This is a genomic window from Dolichospermum heterosporum TAC447, assembly GCF_024584745.1.
Taxonomy (GTDB): domain Bacteria; phylum Cyanobacteriota; class Cyanobacteriia; order Cyanobacteriales; family Nostocaceae; genus Dolichospermum; species Dolichospermum heterosporum.
This window is the reverse complement of sequence record NZ_CP099464.1, coordinates 4755358-4775344: the sequence shown is the minus strand read 5'-3', so window position 1 is coordinate 4775344 and position 19987 is coordinate 4755358. Positions and strand designations below refer to the sequence as shown.

Genomic DNA, 19987 nt, shown 5'->3' with positions numbered 1-19987 from the left:
AACTTTTTTATCAAATTTTGATGACTTGCTAAATAATATTATTTATTTTTGCTTATTTGAAAATATTAAACGATATTACTTATTGATAAATTTGTCTAGTGCGCTTCGATAAAAAGCTGATTAATCAAAGGTTTCCAGAATTGTGTTTAAAGTTATTTTCTCAATAAATATCAATTAATGAGTCTAAAAATACCCCATTCAATAAGAATAATAATCAATTAGCACCCATTATTATGAGCTTCATTAACCTCCTACTTGCAAATATTTTCTAATTAGATAAAAATATTCTACTAACAGTATTAGTAAATACAAACTTAAAAAAATCATTTCCTCTATTTTTGAACTATTTTCTTCACATCCTAAATCACGTAGGTTGGGTTGACAAAGGAAACCCAACATTTTCGCCACCTTGTTGAGTTTTGTCCCATTACTCCGTAACGCTGACGCGAACAATCCAACCTACAGCTATAAGATGTTATTCAAAAACATTTAACATATTTTATATAGCCCAAAATAAACATTATGACAGTAAATATCCAGGTAAATATTAAGAAATTCTGCCAAGCTCATACTGAACAATCTTATTGAAATCTTTATGAAAATTATAGTTAATGAAGAAGCAATGAAGCCCAACTTTGCAAAATATAAATAGCTACAAAATCTGGCTTCATTCACCCTATGAGTAATTAATCAGGCGAGAAACATATCTTCTCGTTATAGAGGTAATTTGGTAGCGAGTTATGAATCAAAAGGACACATTAAGGGGAGACTTGAGCCAAACATCTCAACGATTAAAGTAGGAAGACGGACCATGCCGCATATAATTCCTAACCACAGTTGCGTGGGATGTGACAACTGCCGACCCCTATGTCCTACGGGTGCAATTAAAATCAAAGATGATGAATATTGGGTTGATCCTGCCCTTTGTAATAATTGTGATGGCTATTATTCACAACCACAATGTGTAATTGCCTGTCCCACAAATGCGCCTATTCCTGTACACGCCAAAAAAGGAAGATGTAAAATTGAACCACGAGATGTTACCAGTCCCGATTTATTTTCTAATGGTAAGAATAACCCCTTCGCTTCAGCCATAGTTATCTGGGAAGCTTGTAATTTACTAGCACAACGAACATCTTTACAATGGGAAAAAGATGAGGAAGGTAACTTACATTACAGTCGCTCAGTTAATCAAGGACGAGGGACAATTTCCTTTCATCTTCAAGACCTATTTCCAGTTAACAACCGTGCTAATAATTCACAAGCAATTGATTATTTAGACATCCGGGCTGCTTGTATTCATCTTATTTTCGCCGCTCAAATTACAGCATTAGATCAACCTTGGGAAGAAGAATTTACCATTGATGAACGACAAATTGAACAGTATTTGGGCTTAGAAAAACGTAAAGACCTCAGCAAAAGTGCCAAACTGGGTTTAATTAAAAATATCGTCTCTCAGACTTGTTCTCTCATGGTTTCTATTGACTGGCCACAACAAGGTAGAGTTCCCAGTTTTTCCATTAAAGATAGTTATTTATGGAATTTGACAGATACCCAACATCATTTTCAAGAAGATGATCAAGGTTGTAAATATTTAGTGGGACTGACATTTACAATTAAAGCTGGGATTTGGACTAAACATTTCTTCAACAGACAAGGATGCAAAGAACGAACCACATTTTATCAATATGGTAGTCTTCCCAAAACTCTACTCACCACAGTTATGAGTCTGTGGCAACAACACGAAGGTGCTGTTAGACTTATGCTTTGGTTATTATTTAAAACAAAAATGGGGAGAGAACAACGCATCACTATTCCTACCTTGCTGCGCGTTGCTTATGGTGAGGAAAAAGTGACCCAAGCTTCCAGACACAGGGAAGAACGGAAACGCCTACTTAAAGCCTATGAAAATGATTTAGAAGTTCTCAATCATTATGGACTTAAGCCATTATTTGATCCTGTTACCTATCCCCCGGAAATTCAGCCCCTGTGGGCAAAATTAGTAGATATACCGGAAGATCCAGAGGAAGCGTTAGAATTTTGGATTAATGATGGTAGTGGTGAAAATCGCCTCACAGACAGCGGACCACGTGGTAAATGGAATTTACTTCTGAACGCACGCATTTTATCTTTTGAACTCCCGACCGATTGGGAAAATCGTTCAGAATCAGATAAAAAACAACGTCGCTCCACTAAAGCAAAAAGCAATCATCAACAAACAGGTAATTTGCTAGGGGAAGAGGTTATGGAAGGACGAAAAAAAATGAACCTCTCCCAAAGGGAACTAGCCAAGTTGATGGAAAAAAGCCAAAGCTGGATTCGTGATGTGGAAAAAGGGCGCTTAAAAGCTAAACTAGACGATCAAATGCTCTTGAGACAATTGCTAGATATTTCATAAGGTACAGCAGGAGTCAGGAGGAAAATTCTCTTGGCTTTTGATGTAAATTTTTTACGCAGCTTAGTTAATTATACTCAAAACGGCTAGAAGCTGGACTTTTTTATCATACAAAGAACAAGTTCAAAGCCTCTCCAGTATTAAATATTATTCCTTTTCCCTCTCCTAAGAGGAGAGGGTTAGGGAGAGGTGCAAAGGAGAGGTTTACCAGAGGGGTTTCATATTTGGTTAAACTATGAACCGTTTGCAGTATAAACAAAATCAAGATCCGAATTTTGATTTTTGGTGTTAGATGGTGAGTATATACTAGTAACTTGAGATGATATCTAGATAGGTATCAATCTTAATTTATTTAGGAGTGAACATGAGTAATATTATTTTTCGTAAAACTTGTTTAGCCTTACCAAGTCTTGCAGCTTTGGTAGTTTTAGGTAGCGGACTTTCCGTAAATGCTCAGACAGTCGAACCAGGAACAATTGTTCTTCCCACCAACCAAACATCAATATCCACCGTTGCTACAGAAGAAATAGCCAGTCGGACAATCACACCCGTACCAGGAACAGTAGAAACTTCATCAGTTATGCTCAATTCTGGTTCTACACAAGCTACCGAAAAAACAGAACCATCCAATCAAATAGCACAAAGTCCGATTGGCATAGGTAGAGCCACTCGTGGTGGTAGTAGCTATATTGGTGTTGGTCTCAACGTTGGTGCATCCGGTAGCTTTTCAGCTTTGAGTGATGGTAATTTCACTGTTATCAGTAAAATTGGTCTGACCAAAACCTTATCAGTTAGACCATCAGTAATATTAGGAACAGATACAACATTTCTTACTCCTATTACTTACGACTTTGCTTTTAAATCACCAGATCCATTTACAGAACCTTTACCCATAGCTCCTTATATTGGACTAGGTGCGGCTATTAAAACAGGTAATCAATCTAACACTGAAGCTGCTTTGCTAGTCACTGGTGGTATAGACGTACCTCTAAATAGCAGATTAACCGCCACAGCCGCCGTCAACGCTGGATTTTTTGATAAAACTGATGTGGGAATTTTATTAGGAGTCGGTTATAACTTTACTGGTTTTTAGAAAATAGAAGTAAGCAGGTGTTTAGGATTGCTAAACATCTGCTGATTACTGAATTCTGCTGTTTTATTGCAAAGGGATAAAGCCTGATTGTTGGATAATTTGTTGTCCTTGGGAAGATAATGCCAGATCAATAAATTGTTTCACGGCGGGACTATTCTGTTTGCGAATTGCTAAATAAACACTCCGACTAATGGGATATTTACCAGATTGAATGGCAGTTTTATCTACAGGCGATACTTCATTAATTGGTATTATTCTTACTAGCTGCTGATTTTCTAGCTGGGAAACTGTAGCGTAGCTAATCCCATTATTTCCCAGTATGCGGACTATTCCTGTAGTTTCGTCTTGGGGAAAGGTGATAAAATTAGCACTATCCGGGGCAAAGGGTTTTTCTAACAAAACTGTGTCTTGAAAGAAGTCTCTAGTCCCACTACCAGCAGCGCGATTAATAACTTTAATAGAGGCATTTGATCCACCCACTTGTGACCAATTAGTGATTTGACCTTGATAAATTTGTCGTAATTGGTCTAAAGTTAAACTACCTTTAAAGGGATTATTAATACCAACAACAACACCTACTGCATCACGAGCGATCGCTATTACCTGAATCCCCGCTTGTGCTTCTTTCGGTTTCAAAGGTCGAGATGTTGCAGCCATTACCACTACATTCTTCATTAAGGCTTCCAGTCCCTTACCTGAACCTTTGGGAAATCCATTCGGTTGACCATAGGTAGTGGGAATATTAGCATTTATTTGACTATAAGCATTCCGCAGACGCTGGATTAAACCCACCATAGTTGTACTACCATCCATACTTAAAACAGTAGGATTAGGCAATGATGTATCAATATTAGCAGAGTTACTGCTAGTTGGGTTAATAGCCGCAGTATTGGGTTGAGTTTCCTGCGCTGGAGGCTCTTGAGTTGCAGTTGGCTTTGGTATAGGTACTGTTGAAACTGTAGTATTAGAAGCAGTATTAGTCAATCCTGGGGTAGTTTTTCCCGTGAGTTTACCTTTGAAAGCAAAATAACCACCCCCTACAGCTACCAATGCGGTCAAACCTATGAAAACAATGGGAGGAATTGCAGACTTTTTCAATTGGTGTCCGCAAATTTCACATTTCTTTGCACTAACCGCATTCTGATCATGTCCACATTTAGGACACTTGACATTATTAAAGTTATAATCTGTTGTCACAAATACCTCATTTACTAATTACTATTAAGTAGGTGAACACAATAAAACCAAACTGTGTAAAGAAACGTAAAATCGCCCAAACCCTCTTCAGTCTTGCCTTTTGCCTTGCCATAACGACAATTTTCCACGCCAACCTACTTATTTAGCTGCTAATTCTGCTTGAATTTTTGATTCAATTTGAGAAATTTGTTCATTCGTTAATCCTAACTCTTCTTGCAGTTCTAATAACTGTACTTGTTCTTCTAAATCTATTTCTCCATCATTTCCCAAAAAAGCTTGATACATTAAGGTATATTCCTCAACTGCATTATTAGAAGCAACTGATGGCATAAATTCAGTAATCATCAAATCAGCAATATCTTGGGAAATATTATATTTCTGGCGAAATTTCTCCACCAACTGTAATTCTGTCGCTGACGGATTACCACTTTTATAACAAGTAGCCACTAGCTTACGAAATTTTTCCAAATTCTCATCATTGATCGGAATGGATTTATTAGATATAGTTGTGGCAGGTACAGTAATTGGGGTATTGGCAGATGAAGTAGCAACCATCAAATTATATTGCTTAATGTAATTTTCAATTGCTGCTTCTGCTTTTTGATAATCGGTGTTATCCTTACCACCTACAAGGGTATTTTCTACTTCCTGTAAACAACTCATCAGCTTTTGATATAATTGCTGTTTTTCAGGTTTAGTTATGGCACTTTCTCCAATTGCTTTTAGCCCATCTGCCAAAATATCTCGAATTTTTCGATTTTGGTCACTGAGGAGATTTTCTTCTACTTTTTGCCAGTTGTCTCCCAAAACTTGCACTTTTTGCAATCCTGTCTGTTTATCTATGTAGAAAAAGCGAATTTCTTCAAATCCCGTAACTTTATTTTCCTGGACTACAATTAATCCAAATGCCTTTGCTAAAAGCAGATTTTGTTTAATTTGTCCCTCTTCTTGACTGGAGGGCATAATGTCCTGAAATTGGCGATGATCTTGGTGAGTATGTAAAGGGTTTTTATCAGATTGATTCACCGTCCGATAAATGACTCGCATCTTTTCCATCCCTTCAATTAACCGCAGTGGAAAAGCCCCTACCTCTTGGACAAAGAAAATATGATGGGGATCATTTAATGGCCGAATATCTTTATCAGTCAGGGTACTAGATTTGCGAATTATTGGTAAAACGGCATTTACAGCCGCATCAGATGGTTTAGTACCACCTTGAATCCCAATTAATGTTTGTCGTTTTTCTGCCTTATTTTCCCAACCAAGATTTACCTGTTCTTGGCTAAATCGTAAGAAAGATTCGCTCTTTTCAAAAGTAGTTTTAATTTGGGCTTCTTGTTGTTCTACAGTTGGATATTGTTCCAAAAACTTTCTAGCTGTTGATATCTGCAATTGGGATTTATCCACAAACTCATCTACGCTGCGGTTTAACAGCCGACCAAATAAGTCTTTAACCCGTAGTGGATCAAATTTGTAAAGGTCAAATAGGGGAATTCCCATATCATCTAATATATCCTGAGATACTTTCTGATATACCGTTTCTGTTTTGCCTTCTAAAATTTGATTAAATACCAAATCTATATCCTTGGGATTATATAGTAAAATCCCATTAACAGTTAAGGTACTTGTTTCTCCTACATAAGTCTTTTCTCGCTCATTGAGTTGAGTTTGTAAAGTTTCTAGGCTTTGCTCGAAAGCCGTCAAATCAACAATCAAACTATTAACTTCTTCCTTGAGAGCATCTAGTAACAAAACTCCTAAAGAGCGAGATTTAACTTCAACTTTAGCAGTATAAATTGACTTTAATGCTTCCATAGTTCCATTAAAATCTTGCTCAATCACTGCCTTTTTATTTACTGGATTGAATCGTTTTGCATTATTATCTATTTGTTTGAGGAGAACTTGTAAAGCATTAGCAGCAGACTGTTCTTTGGGTAGCCAATTTTTTTGCCGTTCTTGATCAAACTGACTGCGGTAATTATTAAAGACTTCTAACAGCCCTTCTAAAAATTGCCGGACAAATTTGGGACCACGAAATCGGTCTGCAATCATGCTGTAAACAATGTGCCGGATTTCTTGCCTTTTTTGAATTTTCAGGCGATTTAAATTGTCCGACATTTTTTGGAAATAATCACTCCAGCGACGTGGATCACTATCACTATCATTAAAGTGTGGACTATATTTTTCCTGTTCAACTGAAATAAACCGCTGCAAATTTTCAAAGGGAATATTCAAATCATTACGACGTTTACGTAAACTAGCAATCCAGTCAGCCACTTCCTTACCATAGGGTTTCATGCTATCCCCCAAGCTGATACTATCCAGAAGTTGATGCTGACTATCTGACTCAGCTAGATTCAAACTTGGCAAGATTTCTGTTTGAATCAAATCTCGCATTGATCCTGGTGCGGGAGTGGGATTTTGCCACCATCTAACTACTTGTCCTGCTAAACGAGAAGCGCAAGCTTGAACCACTCGTTGAATAGGAAATTGAATACTGGATAAACCAAAAGCAATAAAATTTTGAGGATACCCAAAAGAGTCAGGACTAGCCCACTGTTTACGAATGTTGTCCCGGACAAGTTTTTTGTATTGACTAAATCCAGAACTGAAATCTAAAAATATATTTTGTCCTACCATTTCCAGAACCGAATTGAGACTGGGAAGGGTGACTTTATCATTACTATTACCAACAAGATAGCAGAAGTTGAAAGGTACATCTTGACTATTTTGAGTGGTAATCCGATCCGATGAGTTACTACTATATTGGCATTCAAATCGAGTATCATTGCGAGAATAATGGTTTAGTTCCATTAGAGCAGAATAGGCATTAGCAATAACGCGATCGCCCAACCCGGAAAAAGCCCCTGGAAGCACTAAATAAGCTGATGACTGGGGCATTTCTGAAGGCGGAACCCAATCCCGCAAATTGTAAGCCAAATCTAGCACCATTCCCGATCCAGTGCCACCGGACAGGGAACAGACAATAAAAATATTTATCCCTTTATCAAGTTGTAAACCCCAACGATCTAACATGAATTTTTCATGTCCGAGAATCCGTACTTTGGCATTAGTAAAACTATTTTTGATAGCTTGATAGTTCACCGCAAAGGCAAATTTACCTAAAGCTCGTATTTGCCCCGCACCTGCCAAAATGGAATCAGTACCCTTTAACTGACTGGGAAACCACTCTTCTAGATAATTATAAGCAGATAACTGATTAAGCATAGCTTTAGCGTTTTCTACCTTCGCCCATACTTGTTCAGAGGGGCTAAGACCAATGTTTTGCTTAAGAACAGTTTGCGCCTCAGAGACTTTAGCATTTTGTTCTGTATCTATATGCAAAAACGATACAATTGGTAAAGCATCCAAAGAGCCATAGGCTTCGACAATCATCCGCCGGACTTTAATTAATATTTCCTTACCTGTGCCGCCTAGTCCTATGACTACGGTTGGTGTCATGCCTATATAGTCTGCCATAGTCGAGGAATAATAAGAGACTAATGTAATTTACTTATATCAAGCATACTATACTGCATTTTAATCATGTCGTGTCAATAATACTTATTGGCAAAAAAAGCTGATATTGCAGCTTGATCAAAAATCCCCGACTTCTGATAAGTAGTGAGACAGAATTAATTATACAGTGTCATTGCGTTAGCGCAGCGTGGCGTTAGCCATATATAACGTAGTGAAATGAAGCAATTCCCAGGGTTGTGATTGCTTCCCTTCCCTCACAATGACTGTAAATATTTTTGTCCAATTACTTATAAATCTGACGGGGATTTTTATGAATTAATTACTTAGGACTCACCTTGTCAATTACCTTGATTTTGCCATCATCGCCCACAGTCCAGACATCATAAGTACCAATGACATCACCATTAGCGTCAACATCTACATCACCGCTTGCGCCTTGATAATTAATCTGTTTTCCTGCTTTAAGTAGCTTCAATCCTTCACAAACATCACTAACTGGTGTACCTTGACCAGCGGAGACTTCCCTGATTTTACCAGCAATCCCAGCCCCCGTATTTTCCTTAGCAGCTTGGGCGGCTAATACCAACAATGCCCCAGCGTCCCAAGCTTGAGGTGCGTATTCTCCGGGAGAACCGCCTTTTTTCTCTTGCCAAAGTTTATTAAAGTTTTCCAAACCTGGACCACTAGAACCAGGAACTGTCCCAATAGCCCCCGATAAAATATACTTGCCGTCACTACCTTTGCCAACTTGGTCAGGGAAAGTAGCAGATTTTACGCCGTCCGTGAGTAAAATTTGTACGCCTTTCGTGACACCTTGTTGATAAGCAGCTTTGAGAAATAAACTCCCTGTTTCCGCATATAATACGCCTAAGACCGCATCTGGTTTCCCAGCAAAAGCCGCAGTTGCTTCTGTATCAAATGTTTGGGACTTGGGATCATAGCGCACAGGCTTATCTTTATTAACTACTGTTCCGCCTAATTTTTCAAAAGTATCTACAAATGCTTTTTCAAAACCCACGCCATAGTCATTGTTAATAACTACTGTGGAAACTCTTTTAAAACCTTTCTTCTTAGCAAGTTGAGCTAAAGCTAATGCTTGATAGGTATCAGGAGGAGCAGTTCGCGCCCAAAAACCCTTAAAGTCACCTTTTTTAGCTTTGTCGGTAAATACGGGGCTGGTGCTACCAGGCGAAATCAGCATGACTTTATTGGGTACAGCCACAGAAACCGCCGCAGTGGAAACGCTACTAGCAAAAGAACCGACTACACCAGCTACCTTATCTAAGGTTGCTAATTTGGTCATTCCCGCAGCACCGGCTTTAGGATCTGTTTGGTCGTCTACTTGTATTAAAGTGACTTTTTCACCGTTAACACCTCCACAAGCGTTAACTGTGTCTACTAATAAGGGAACTGAACCAACCATTTGTTGTCCAATGGAAGCTAAGTCACCTGTTGTGGGTAATAAACTACCAATTTTCAATCCTTTAGTATCACTGGTTGTAGTGGTAGCGGTTGGGGAAGTGGTACTACTTCCAGTTGGGGGATTGGGATTTTCGCAAGCGGCTAACAAGAAACCACTGGCTAGGGTAGCTATACTCAAGGCTAGGGAAATATGAATTTTTGTCATAGTTAATCACACAGATATTCAGAAAACTTGATGTAGATATATTTACATCAAGCCTTTAAATCGCAGATTATAACATCCTCAAACTATCATTGGTTTCAATTAAACCATAACTTTTTCACCGGGTTTAGGGGCAATTACCTGGGTTGTTAAATGGTTTTTCTCTAGCAATGTGCGAAATTCTGCCACAGTTCCCTTTTCTTGCAGGAATTTTACTAATATTCCTGCAAACAAAATATCCCCTCCGGCTGCGGTAGGGAGGATAAATTGAGGTTTTACGGATTTTGCTACTTCTAGGGCGCTATTCATTCCTTTAATAATCGGACCGAGTAAGGGTAAGCTCAAATCAATGATTGGAGTGATTACTACGTCAATGGGCGCTATTTCTTTGAGTTGAGGGGAATGATAGCCATGAGGTTCATAATACAGTGTGGAATTATTTACTAAATCTTTAAGCAGATAGCCGTTTTCTAATAGGGTTGGTCCAATGGGAGAACCAGGAAAAGCTTTGATTTCTACTTGCTGATTTAAGGTAAAGGTTTCGCCATGATTGAGGCTAATTATTTGTTGATAACCCAGTTGTTTGACAACTTTGGCAGCATTGGGGGAAGCGACAACTGGGATATTTTTGTTAAGCTGCTTTAGGGTGGGTGGGTGTGCATGATCTTCTAAACCTTGAGAAAGCAAAATTAAATTTATATTATCTGGTATTGACCGATCCTGAGAACGAGAACCTTTAAATAACCAATCTAAATTATTAAAGGTTAAATCACCAATTAACCAAGGGTCAATTAGTATCCGCTGTTCACCAATTTCAATTAACCAACTATTACTATCTAACCAAGTAAGGTTCATAATCACAGAAATTCCTTATTTTTAATATTAAAGATCAAACTTCGTAAATAACGATTACTAGTAGTCTGTCAAATAAATTTTGACGGATAAAGAAGAAATGAACCACGTTCGCGGAGCATGCCGTAGGCATTAGGACGCAAAGAGCGCGAAGGAAGAAGGAAGAGGAAAAATTTATTTACCCGTCAATTAGTTCTTGACAGACTACTAGGTCGCGCTATCTCTATTCCTATGGCTTTAGATGGTGTTTGAAAAGTTTTTAATGTATGAACAGACCCCTCTCCAAACCTCTCCCCGAAGCGGGGAGAGGCTTTGAAAACCCCCTTCCCTCGTAGGGAAGGGGGCAGGGGGGTTAGGTTTTTGGAGATTATCGGTTTCATCTAATACTTTTAAAACATCCTCTTAGTATAAATAGAATGATTGCCACCTTCCCGCAATAAATAAAATCCATTTTCTTCCAAATACTTAATTAAATCTTTTCGTTTTACTGACATAATCAAACTTCTACAGGAATTTGTTCCAGTAAAGAGTTTTCTGTGGGAATTTCTTTATTTTGTTGATGATAGGCAAGAATCATTTCTTTGAGTGCATCTTGTAACATAGTTCTGCACATTTCTAGTGTTTCTCCCTCAGTAATGACTTCTTGCCATTCAATCAATTGTCCCATATATCCACTATTTATTTTGGTATATTTTGCGGTGTATGTAGTTAGCATAAGACATTAATCAAGAGTATTCTATAAATTATAACTTTTTTTTGAGTTTATACATTCTTTGTCACTGGTTGTCTATTGTCCTGCTAACATTTGTAATAATTTATCCATGTTATCTAAATTACCAACCATCCGCCGAATTGGATGGGGCCAAACCTTAACTAAAGTAGGAGTAGCAGAAACTTGATCTATTTCTGCCTGTTCTGGATTTGTGAGGACATCAATAACTTTGAGAGTATAAGGATATCCTAGCGATCGCTCTAAGGATTCGTGCAAGTTCTGTAAAATTTTTTCTGTAGTCGCACTATGACCAGCAACAAACAAACGCAAAACAAAGCCTGGAGGTCCTTGAATATTTTGTAGCACAGGTTGTCTATTGACAACTGGTGGCTGGTATTGCGAGGGAGAATCAGCCAAATCTAACCGCACAATTAAATCATGATCTTGCCAAAGCTGAGGAAATGTCGACCGATAAGTTGATAATACCAAGCGATCGCACAAACCATCCTGCCAAGGTGCTGATTGCCACACCAAATCCCCCGTCCCAAAAATCGCATTCAACACAGCCTGATGCCTAATCACCGCAGGATAGGCTTCAGCAAAAATTTGCACTTGTTGAGTCCGAGGATTTAACCAGTGATCAATAGTTGCAGTATAGCAAGGAACTAAAAAATGTGGCGGCTCCGGTAAATCAAGAATTTCTTGCAAAGCCGCACATAAATTTAAATGCCATCGTCCTTGCTTATTAGGGTCAATACAATACATTAAATCCCCCCCAGGCGTAAACAAGGCAATACCCTTGAACAACTGGGGTTTAGAAAGTTTGTTTACATTCAACTTAGTCATTAGTCATTGGTCATTGGTCATTACCCATTACCAATTAAACACGACCTCGGAGGAATTGAGCCATTTCGTTAGGAGTTGGCGACATTTCTAGCGCCGTTTCCTCGGTAATCCGACCTTCTTGGTAAAGATCGAGCAATGACTGATTCATTGTCACCATGCCATCAAAACCAGCTTGTTTCATTAACTCCGCAATCTCATCATACTTGCCATCCTTCACCCATTCCTTAACAGCCTCAGTATTAATGAGAATATCGTGGAAAGCCGCCCGTTTACCATCTGTAGTTCGGCACAAGCCTTGAGCAATCACCGCTACTAAAGATTCCGCAACCGCTATCCGCATAGCTTCCTGTTCTTCACCCGAATATAAATTGAGAATCCGTTCAATAGTTTTTACCGCACTATTTGTGTGCAGAGTTCCCATCACCAAGTGACCTGTTTGTGCCGCCTTCAGTGCCGTATTCACGGTTTCCTTATCCCGCATTTCCCCCACCAGAATTAAATCTGGATCTTCCCGCAAAGCTGCTTTCAAAGCATTATCAAACTTGCGAGTGTGCATTCCCACCTCCCGCTGTTTAACCAAAGACTTACGGCTTTGGTGGACAAATTCCACCGGGTCCTCAATCGTAATAATATGTTTAGCCATCTCCCGATTGATATAATCAACCATCGCTGCCATTGTCGTAGACTTACCCGAACCAGTAGGACCTGTCACCAAAACTAAACCCTTGTGATGATGACAAATATCTCTAAACACTGGTGGTAGGCGCAACTGCTCCATAGATAGAATTTTGAGAGGAATTAACCGCAGTACCATTGCATAACCACGCAGCGAATCAAACACATTAATCCGCACACGGGCAAAATCGTACTGAGTCGCCCCATCAAATTCTAAATGTTCTTGAAACCTTTGAATTTCAGAATCAGAGAGAATCTCCCGCAACCAACGCATAAAAGTCAGTTTATCAACTTCGGGATAACTTGTTGTCAGAATTTCCCCTCGGCTGCGGAAGCGGGGAATTTCACCCACTCCCAAGTGAATATCAGAGTAACCCTCATCAAAGGCTTCCTGAACAAGCTGCGCTAAGGTACGTCCTACAGGTTCATTCGTTAACCCATTAGAATTGGAAAATATTGGTGGTGGTGTAGTAATTATTGGTGGGGCTGGTGCGTTCATTTCTAAATTTGCCACCGGAGGCTGTACTTTTGCTTTTGGTAAAGGTGGCGGCATTCTAAATGTTTGTGATTCTGTCATATATCTTCACTTTTGTTAATTAGTAATTGGTTGCTCGTCAGTTGTCAGTTGTCGGTTGTCAGTTGTCAGTTGTCAGTAGAAAATATTTTCCCCCTGCCCCCTGCTCCCTGCCCCCTGCCCCCTGCTCCCTGCCCCCTGCCCCCTGCCTCCTGCCCCTGCCTCCTGCCCCCTGCTCCCTGTTATGCAGTCTTTTTAGTAGGTTATTTACCAATATACATATTTTTTAACACATACTGATTATCCTTGCTCTTCCGTAAGATTTACGTAATATATCAGTAACTAATAATATCAAGTAATTAAGGGTAGCGAGAGGAGTGAAAGCGAGGAAAATTCAGAATTACCCATTACCTACAGCCTATTTTTTATTACCTCCTGATAAATTATGAGAAATAATATCGTTTTCCATAAGAAATGTTAAGCATCTGAGCGATCAAATTGCGGGGATCAATATCTGCTTCTCATCTACCGTTAGTCCATATTTCTCAAGGCATATACCAGAACTCTTTCCCCTACCTGTGGGTATATGTGAATTCTCATTCATAACTAGAAAAAATCAACTGTAAACTTTAGTAAAGAAATGCTCATTTTAAAGCCAAGGTTTTATATACTAAATTTCACTGAAACAAAATCAGTTAATTCGCTTTCGAGTGAGAAACAACTGAAATTTAAACTTGCTGTGTATTGGGAGGAAAAGTCATGGTTTCGGCTCAAAGCTCTAATCTAGTTCGGACCCACTCCTTGTTAATGATGAGAAGCTTTTTAATCTGGACATTTACGTTGGCAGTGTGCTTGTTAGTTGTTGGTTTTCCGTTGGTTGTATTAATGGCTACAGTAGGTTGTTTATTATCTATTGTTTTACAATCCGTGATGCCTGCTAGTGCCGTGTTAATTGTGGCAGGTGGCTTAGTAACGTTTAATGTCATGGCAGTATTAATTGCTGCTGGAGTGCTAACAGCTAAAGGTATTCATCCTAAGCAAATAAAATGGTTAAATTGGTTACATGACGAAGCTGAAAAAACTCAAACCACTGTTTATGCAGCTTGCCCTTTAACTTGTGAAATCAACCAATAATTATCATTAGCTAACACTTGACAAATAGTACATCTGCCCGGTTCATCCGGGTTTTTTAATGTTGAAAATAGGGAACAGGAAAGAAGCAGGGGGCAGGGGGCAGGGGGCAGGGGGCAGGGGGAAAATATTTTCCACTGACGACTGACAACTGACAACTGACAACTTACCCATTACCCATTACCATTAACTATTTACCTAACTTAATCGTGTTACCAATTGCAATGAGACTGTCCTCAAATAAAGCCTCACGTCCCCAGCGTTGCACCTGTTGACTTAACAAAGCCTCTGCCTTTTGTTCCGCAAGAGAAGTAACCTGTTGGAACAAACCAGACGACTGAGCGCCACCATGAGTTTCCATTCGCATACAGCCGCCAGTTTCCGAGCAAATCACAGTTCCACAATTAGCTTGAATATTAGTAGAACTCAACCGCAAACCAATTAAATCGCCGACAATTTCCCCAATATCAGCAATGGGAACACCTGCCAACTCAACTTCTATGTGTTTTTGGTCTTGAGACAGGAATTGCACAGAAGTGATGTCATAATCACCGTTTTCCTGTCTATAGGAAACTGGTTGCCATTCTAAGCGATTAGCTAACCAACCTAAATACAACAACGCTTGAGCAGCATTACCTTTTTCGTAATCAATATTGACACGATCAATTTCTCTAAGAGCAGCCCGACGATTAGGCGCATCATAAGCTTGTGCTGTCAACTCCTGCCACGCAGATAACCGCCGCCAATTCAAATCAGCCAAAGGTACACCAGATTCTACTAACTTTTGCAAACTGAGTAAATCATCTTCTGGTGTATTAAAGTTGCAAGAATCAACAATGACATTATTGCAAACTGCGGCTAATCGTTTAAACAAAGGGTTAGCCGCATCCGGTGTAGCTTTCCACCAGAGGAACTTAGGTAAACCACCGATTAATAAAGCGGGAATCATGCCCCCAATGCGTTCTAATGCCCAAGCAGTACCAGTGAGGGTAATATATTCACAGCAAACAAGAGTGCTAGAAGACTGCTTTTGAATTGGGCAATAGGCAGAAACTTGAGCCTTTACCCCTTCATCATCCCCAGCCACAGGACATAAAGCAATGATCCGGCAGGGGTTACGGATGGCAATTTCGTCCGCAATGGTGGGACTCGTAGGACTGAAAGTATAGCCCATAGCGGCACCATGACTATCTCCATTTGGTCCGGTGTGCTGATTTTGGAAATATTCTTGCCGCAAAGCAGTGAGAGTTTCTGGTGTTGCACTACCAGTTTCTGAGAGATGGTGCTTTTTTTGTAATTCCTGCAATGCTGTTTTAGTTTGAGGTCCGAGAATGCCATCAATAGGACCCTTGTAAAAACCTGTTGCAGTTAACAAATACTGGGTTTCTTCAGGTTCGTAAACCACCAAAGTAAATGTTGTAGCGCGGGTAGCAGCGGGTAAACCACCGTCTTCTCCCTGAATACCGTAACTTTGCCAAACTTTAGTAAGTTCTGCTTCAATTTCGGTGAGGGAAACATCTTTGGGGGCTTGCAAAGAATAAATTGTTGGTGCTTGGGAAATCATAGTCTATTTTGGATTTTGGATTTTGGATTGTGGATTTAAGATTTAAGATTTTCAGATTTTGCATTAGAAGTTAGGTGATGGTTAGTAATTAATAGGTAATAATTCTTTTCCAACCCATCCATTCCCAATCCAAAATCTAAAATCTAAAATCTAAAATTTCTACAGTCTGCGCCAGCGGCGACCGTCTTGGTTAATTAATAATTCTGCCTCTTCTGGTTCCCAAGTACCTGCTTCATACTGAGGGACAGTGGCAGGATCTGCGGGTAAATCCCATACAGATAAAGCAGGTGTAACCACTTGCCAAGCGGCTTCTACTTCGTCTGCTCTTGTAAATAAAGTTTGGTCGCCCATCATACAATCAAGAAAGAGGCGGTCGTAGGCATCAGAAGTAGCTGAAATCCCAAAAGAACCATAGCTGAAATCCATATCTACGGAACGGGTGCGGAAATCACCACCGGGCATTTTTACATCAAACCGGAGGGAAATCCCTTCATTGGGTTGTATCCGCATGGTCAAAACGTTGGGGTTAGCTTGCTGGGATGCAGAGGGGAACATTCTGGAGGGAACTTCGCGGAAGTGAATGGCAATTTCACTAACTTTTTTGGGCATCCGCTTGCCAGTTCTCAGGTAGAAAGGAACACCTTTCCAACGCCAGTTATCTACTAAAAACTTCATTGCCACATAGGTGGGTGTGGTGGATTCAGGATTAACTCCTGGTTCATTTCGATACCCTTCCACCTGTTGTCCTTTCATCCAGCCAGCGCTGTACTGACCTCGAATAGCTGACTTTGATAAATCATGAACATCAGCCAAACGGGTAGCTCGTAGCACCTTGACTTTTTCTGTACGGATACTATCAGCATCCATAGCGTTGGGTGCTTCCATTGCCGTTAAACAGTAAAGCTGCATGAGGTGGTTTTGCAACATATCCCGGAGTGCGCCGGCGCTTTCATAATAGCCAGCCCGGTCTTCCACGCCTACGGTTTCGGCTACGGTGATTTGGACGTGGTCAACAAATTGCCGATTCCACAAAGGTTCAAAAATGGCATTAGCAAAGCGGAAAACCAGCAAGTTTTGGACTGTTTCTTTACCTAAGTAGTGGTCAATCCGATAGACTTGATTTTCTTTACAAAACTTTTGGACCACTTGGTTGAGGTTTTGGGCGGAAGCTAAATCACGTCCAAAGGGTTTTTCAATGACTAAACGATGTTTTTCTGGATCATCTAGCATTCCTCCTAACCCCAGTTGCTTAATAGCTTCGGGGAAGAAGTTGGGGGCGACGGAAAGGTAGAACATCCGGTTTCCGCGTGTTCCCCGTTTCTCGTCTAGTTCGGCTAATAGGGTTTTGAGTTTTTGGTAGCCGGTTGGGTCGTCTATATTCCCAGGACAGTAAAATAAACCTTGAGAAAAGTCTTGCCACAGTTCACCTAGTTCTACACTAGCGTGAGCTTCTTCCATGCCTTTTTGCATCTGCTCACGGAAGTATTCATGACTCCATTCCCGACGGGCTACGCCCACAATGGTGGTTTCTGCGGGAATCCGTCTTTCTCTCCGCAATTTGTATAATGCTGGGACTAACTTCCGCCAAGTTAAGTCTCCAGACGCGCCAAAGATGACAATTATTTGTGGTTCGGGCATCCCTTGCTGCTGTAGACCGGCACGCAATGGATTTTCTAACAAACTGACCATAGGATTTTAGATTTTAGATTTGGGATTTGGGATTTGGGATTTGGATTTGGATTGGGGTTCTAATCTTTGCCAATTACCCCAATTCCCTCTACAGGTGAGAATAGCTTGACTTTGCCTTTTAAAGAGTTCATGAATGACACAGAAAAGACACGGATTGATTGTTGCAGGTATATGGGGTACAGAATTAGAATTCAGAATCCAGAATTTAGAATCCAGAATCCAGGGAATAAATTCCCTGTCTGATAGCTAAAGTCGGTTTTAACCGACTATTTTTTCTTTTATTTGTTCAGTCTAGAACATGAAGTTTGATTTTTAATTAATCAGGGTTTTGTCTAATTACCTGTTTTGATAAAAGACATAACTTTGGCTACGTTTTCTTTACTACCAATAATTAATGGGGTGCGTTGATGCAGTTTGGTGGGAACGACATCTAAAATATCCATTGTTCCTGTGGTTGCTACGCCTCCAGCTTGTTCAATTAAAAATGCTAAAGGGGCGGTTTCATAGAGTAAACGTAATTTACCTTCTGGTTTTTGTAGTGTTCCTGGGTACAGAAATACTCCACCCTGTAATAAAATTCTGTGAATATCGCTGACCATTGCGCCACTGTAACGGGAACTATAGCCTTCGGTGCGATGAACATAACGGATATATTCTCTAAAGGGTTCTTCCCATTGCCAGAAGTTGCCGTCATTAACGCTATAAGTGGCGGCGTGATTGGGCATTTTGATATTTTCTTGACAGAGAATAAATTCACCCAAGCTAGGATCAAGAATGAAGGAATGTACTCCTGTACCTATTGTATAAACCAGCATGGTGCTGGGCCCATAAAGAATATATCCGGCGGCTAATTGTTTGCGACCATTGGTAAGCAAATCCTTGGCTTCACCATCAATATCTGTTCCTTCTTGCTGACGAATGGCAAAGATAGAACCTAAACTGAGATTGTTATCTGTGTTGGATGAGCCGTCAATGGGGTCATAAAGTAGGGTATAACGACCGATGGGGCAGTTTTCTGGGATATAGTAGGGTTTTTCCATTTCTTCGGAAGCGAGACGACAGACTAAGCCGCTTTGGTTGAAGACGGAAATAAATACTTCGTTGGCGTAAACATCCATTTTTTTGACGGATTCTCCTTGGATGTTGACTTCTCCAGTGAATCCGAGAACTCCTTCCATTAAACCAGCGCGACTCAAGCGACGGGCAACTAATTTACCCGCTAAGGCGATGCGGTTCATGAGCGCACTTAAATCCTGGGCATCGGGTCCAAAACTCTGTAGTTGTTGGAGGATGTGGCGGGATAATGTTGTACAATCACGATCTAAAGCTTTATCTGTGGACAAATCCAAAGATTCTGATTCTTGAGTCATAAGAATACCCGGTAAGTGGGAAACGAGGGTGGCTTGGCTCCCTGAGAGGGAAACGACACGAGCGGTTTTAACCGCTGTGGATATTAAAATTGAAACCAGATTTTTGATTGGAATCTGGAAACCAACTCCCATTTCTGGGGTAATGTTAGCCTAGACCTGTTATAAGAGCTTGTTGGGCTTGCAACACTGTTCCTGTTACCTTAGAACTGTTTAATCACAAGCGACAGAGCAGGGAACTGGCAACGCATTCGGTGGGTGTCGTGACTCAAATAACGGCTACCATGAGAGTAAACTCAGGGTGGTCTGGTCAGTACGGACTGCTCGATTACTCTTGCAAGCCCAGTCCCTTTAGGGCTGGGTTACTGACATTAGTTTTTCCCTAGCAGTTGGCTATGAGGTCGTGGTTATTTATGGCGATTTTCCATCGCTGCTTCTATCTTAGAAAGGGAATTTCATAACTTAGACGTGATTTTAGATAAACTAAAGAATTGAAATTTTGATTTTAAGATCCCCGACTTCTTGAAGAAGTCGGGGATCTGGGTTTTTCTGTATTTTTCCTAGATAGGGTTTGCTGAATAAGTACCCAAAGCAAACCTAGATGCCACGCTGTGAGTAAGGTTGTGTGTACACCGTAGGTCTTTAGACCGGGGAGTGTCAACTAAATAATATTATACCTATATAGGGCTTGCTAAATAAAGCTAAAACCATTTATTAATAAGGGTTTCGCGGATTTTTATCACAAAAAAGTGCAAGGTTTTGGCTGATGGTGTCTCAAAATAAGTAGGTGGGCGTTAAAAATTGTCCTTGGGGCAAGGGAACAGGGAACAGGAAGAGAGTTTTGAGTG

13 protein-coding genes are annotated in these 19987 nt (G+C 40.2%); 3 read left to right on the top strand and 10 right to left on the bottom strand.

The window, feature by feature from the left end; translation table 11 throughout:
• Window positions 1–811 precede the first annotated feature (811 nt).
• Together NG743_RS21655 and NG743_RS21650 are read left to right on the top strand one after the other, a co-directional pair.
• Window positions 812–2398, top strand: a complete 1587-nt coding sequence (locus NG743_RS21655) for a helix-turn-helix domain-containing protein (protein WP_257120869.1) — start codon at window positions 812–814, stop codon at window positions 2396–2398.
• A 361-nt stretch (window positions 2399–2759) separates the two neighbouring features.
• Window positions 2760–3488 carry a hypothetical protein gene (locus tag NG743_RS21650; RefSeq protein ID WP_027401869.1) on the top strand — a complete coding sequence of 243 codons (729 nt, stop codon included), beginning with the start codon at window positions 2760–2762 and terminating at the stop codon, window positions 3486–3488.
• Window positions 3489–3551: 63 nt separating this feature from the next.
• On the opposite strand, the gene NG743_RS21645 is transcribed toward NG743_RS21650, so the two are convergent.
• The 7 genes from NG743_RS21645 to NG743_RS21615 all read right to left on the bottom strand — a co-directional run bounded on the left by NG743_RS21645 (window position 3552) and on the right by NG743_RS21615 (window position 13451).
• Window positions 3552–4685: a substrate-binding domain-containing protein gene (locus tag NG743_RS21645; protein WP_257120868.1), complete on the bottom strand. Its 1134-nt coding sequence runs from the start codon at window positions 4683–4685 to the stop codon at window positions 3552–3554.
• A 138-nt stretch (window positions 4686–4823) separates the two neighbouring features.
• Window positions 4824–8165, bottom strand: coding sequence for a tubulin-like doman-containing protein (locus NG743_RS21640; RefSeq protein WP_257120867.1), 3342 nt, complete (start codon window positions 8163–8165; stop codon window positions 4824–4826).
• A gap of 319 nt (window positions 8166–8484) precedes the next feature.
• Window positions 8485–9792: an ABC transporter substrate-binding protein gene (locus NG743_RS21635; protein ID WP_027401870.1), complete on the bottom strand. Its 1308-nt coding sequence runs from the start codon at window positions 9790–9792 to the stop codon at window positions 8485–8487.
• 99 nt (window positions 9793–9891) lie between these two features.
• Complete coding sequence (locus NG743_RS21630) at window positions 9892–10644, bottom strand: MBL fold metallo-hydrolase (RefSeq protein ID WP_027401871.1); 753 nt, start codon at window positions 10642–10644, stop codon at window positions 9892–9894.
• A 493-nt stretch (window positions 10645–11137) separates the two neighbouring features.
• Window positions 11138–11356 (bottom strand): type II toxin-antitoxin system HicB family antitoxin, encoded by a 219-nt coding sequence (locus tag NG743_RS21625; protein WP_027401872.1) that lies wholly within the window; start codon window positions 11354–11356, stop codon window positions 11138–11140.
• A 72-nt stretch (window positions 11357–11428) separates the two neighbouring features.
• Complete coding sequence (locus NG743_RS21620) at window positions 11429–12199, bottom strand: circadian clock KaiB family protein (RefSeq protein WP_027401873.1); 771 nt, start codon at window positions 12197–12199, stop codon at window positions 11429–11431.
• A gap of 34 nt (window positions 12200–12233) precedes the next feature.
• A complete protein-coding gene (locus NG743_RS21615; RefSeq protein ID WP_027401874.1) occupies window positions 12234–13451 on the bottom strand; it encodes a type IV pilus twitching motility protein PilT in 1218 nt (405 codons plus the stop codon).
• Window positions 13452–14147: 696 nt separating this feature from the next.
• Here NG743_RS21615 and NG743_RS21610 point away from each other — a divergent pair.
• Window positions 14148–14522, top strand: coding sequence for a hypothetical protein (locus tag NG743_RS21610; protein WP_027401875.1), 375 nt, complete (start codon window positions 14148–14150; stop codon window positions 14520–14522).
• Window positions 14523–14709: 187 nt separating this feature from the next.
• Here NG743_RS21610 and opcA read toward each other — a convergent pair whose 3' ends face one another.
• From opcA to fbp, 3 genes are all read right to left on the bottom strand, one after another.
• Window positions 14710–16083 (bottom strand): glucose-6-phosphate dehydrogenase assembly protein OpcA, encoded by a 1374-nt coding sequence (opcA, locus tag NG743_RS21605; RefSeq protein WP_193962692.1) that lies wholly within the window; start codon window positions 16081–16083, stop codon window positions 14710–14712.
• Between the two features lie 159 nt (window positions 16084–16242).
• Entirely contained in the window at window positions 16243–17772 is a 1530-nt protein-coding gene (gene zwf, locus NG743_RS21600) for a glucose-6-phosphate dehydrogenase (RefSeq protein ID WP_193962693.1), read from the bottom strand.
• A gap of 332 nt (window positions 17773–18104) precedes the next feature.
• A complete protein-coding gene (gene fbp / locus NG743_RS21595) occupies window positions 18105–19142 on the bottom strand; it encodes a class 1 fructose-bisphosphatase (RefSeq protein ID WP_027401878.1) in 1038 nt (345 codons plus the stop codon).
• Window positions 19143–19987 lie beyond the last annotated feature (845 nt).

What these genes read in the sequence shown, in the direction of transcription:
- NG743_RS21620 (WP_027401873.1), bottom strand. Translation starts at nt 12,199, where the DNA reads ATGACTAAGTTGAATGTAAACAAACTTTCTAAACCCCAGTTGTTCAAG.
- zwf (WP_193962693.1), bottom strand. Translation starts at nt 17,772, where the DNA reads ATGGTCAGTTTGTTAGAAAATCCATTGCGTGCCGGTCTACAGCAGCAA.
- NG743_RS21615 (WP_027401874.1), bottom strand. Translation starts at nt 13,451, where the DNA reads ATGACAGAATCACAAACATTTAGAATGCCGCCACCTTTACCAAAAGCA.
- NG743_RS21635 (WP_027401870.1), bottom strand. Translation starts at nt 9,792, where the DNA reads ATGACAAAAATTCATATTTCCCTAGCCTTGAGTATAGCTACCCTAGCC.
- NG743_RS21610 (WP_027401875.1), top strand. Translation starts at nt 14,148, where the DNA reads ATGGTTTCGGCTCAAAGCTCTAATCTAGTTCGGACCCACTCCTTGTTA.
- fbp (WP_027401878.1), bottom strand. Translation starts at nt 19,142, where the DNA reads ATGACTCAAGAATCAGAATCTTTGGATTTGTCCACAGATAAAGCTTTA.
- NG743_RS21640 (WP_257120867.1), bottom strand. Translation starts at nt 8,165, where the DNA reads ATGGCAGACTATATAGGCATGACACCAACCGTAGTCATAGGACTAGGC.
- NG743_RS21625 (WP_027401872.1), bottom strand. Translation starts at nt 11,356, where the DNA reads ATGCTAACTACATACACCGCAAAATATACCAAAATAAATAGTGGATAT.
- NG743_RS21630 (WP_027401871.1), bottom strand. Translation starts at nt 10,644, where the DNA reads ATGAACCTTACTTGGTTAGATAGTAATAGTTGGTTAATTGAAATTGGT.
- NG743_RS21655 (WP_257120869.1), top strand. Translation starts at nt 812, where the DNA reads ATGCCGCATATAATTCCTAACCACAGTTGCGTGGGATGTGACAACTGC.
- opcA (WP_193962692.1), bottom strand. Translation starts at nt 16,083, where the DNA reads ATGATTTCCCAAGCACCAACAATTTATTCTTTGCAAGCCCCCAAAGAT.
- NG743_RS21650 (WP_027401869.1), top strand. Translation starts at nt 2,760, where the DNA reads ATGAGTAATATTATTTTTCGTAAAACTTGTTTAGCCTTACCAAGTCTT.